This is a genomic window from Burkholderia dolosa (genome assembly GCF_902499135.1).
GTDB lineage: Bacteria > Pseudomonadota > Gammaproteobacteria > Burkholderiales > Burkholderiaceae > Burkholderia > Burkholderia dolosa.
Genome location: NZ_CABVPR010000145.1, coordinates 1 through 1412, shown reverse-complemented (window position 1 = coordinate 1412; position 1412 = coordinate 1). Strand labels below are relative to the sequence as shown.

Below are 1412 nucleotides of genomic sequence, written 5' to 3'. Positions count from 1 at the left end.
CGCAGCGCGCTGCCGCCCGTGCCGTTCGCGGCGTTCGCGCCGCGCGACGCGCCGAGCAGCGCCGCGAGCCGTGCGCCGAACATTCCGCGGCGCGCGGCCGACAGCGCGATCACCGCGCAGGTCAGCAGGATCAGCGCGAACACGAGCCAGCCGAGCGGCGAGCGCAGCCGCACGATATCGGACACCGCGCTGCCGATGCCGTCCACGCGCGCGGGGCGCGCGGCGGCCGGCTGCAGGAACAGCGACACGTTGTCGTACTGCAGCCCTTCGATGCTGTGCGCGACGAGATCCTTGACCATCGGCGCCATCGCGCGCAGATCGACGCCCGGCCGGTAGCGGATGTACACCGCGGCCGACGACGGCTTGATCTTGTCCGCGAGCGGATCGTTCTCCGGAATCACGACCTGCACGCGCGCGACCACGACGCCCTCGATGTCCTGCAGCGTGCGCGACAGATCCTGCGACACGCCGTACAGATAGCGCACGCGCTCCTCGGCCGGCGTCGATACGAGCCCCTGCTTCTGGAACAGCTCGCCGAGGCTCGCGTAGCTCGGCTTCGGCAGCCCGTTCGCCTGCAGCACGGTGAGCGCGGACTGCATGTCGCCGTCCGCGACGCTCACCTGCCACGCGTTGCGGTCCGACGCGTCGCGCGCGTCGTTGTCCTTCGACGCGCTGATGCCCGCGTCGCCGAGCACCGCGATCATCTGGTTCGCGTCGCGCTCGGACAGGCCCGAGTAAAGCTCCTTCTGGCAGCCGGCCAGCAGCACGAGCAGCCCCGCGAGCAGCGCACGCGCCGCCCGGTTGCGCCACGCGTGCGCGCGCGGCGTCGAATCGATCGTCGTCATCGTTTGTCCGCTTCATGGCGCGCGCAGCCCCGGCGAGGCGCGCGCAGCCGCGTCATGCCCGTCGCGGATACGTCGGTATCCGCGTCGTCCCGTTCGTCGCGCGCAGCGCCTCCGGCAGCCGACACCGCCCCGTTACGAGCGGCGCGCGCGCCACGTCACTCCTGCGTCTTCAGCACCGTGTGCGTGAAGCCGTTCGCCGCCTGCGCGACCGACAGGCTCAACTGGTATTCCGAAATCGTCGTGGTCGCCGTCCACTGGAAATCCATCGCCTGCACCATCGTCATCAGCGGATCGCTGCGGTTGTCGGCCATCGACGTCAGCATCTCGGTGCGATGCTTGTCGATGTTCGCGTACCGCGTGTCCAGATCGTTGCCGTACGCGCGCAGCCGCTCGACGAGCGACGACTCGTTCGCCTGCGCGGGCGTCATCCGCACCGTCGGCGCCGCGTCGGCGGCCGCGGGCGACATCGCGGCGCCCGCCGACGGCGACGCACCCGCGCCCGTCGCGGCGCCCGGCTGCATCAGCGCATCGAACTGGCGCACCTGCGCCGGATCGGACGCCGAACCC

The 1412-nt window shown here is 71.5% G+C and carries 2 protein-coding genes; both read right to left on the bottom strand.

The features are described from left to right. The coding region (gene sctJ / locus BUB20358_RS27915) for a type III secretion system inner membrane ring lipoprotein SctJ (protein WP_174905185.1) at nt 1–845 on the bottom strand (845 nt) is incomplete at its 3' end. A 155-nt stretch (nt 846–1000) separates the two neighbouring features. Further along, a partial coding sequence (locus tag BUB20358_RS27910) for a hypothetical protein (protein WP_174905184.1) occupies nt 1001–1412 on the bottom strand: 412 nt, incomplete at its 5' end.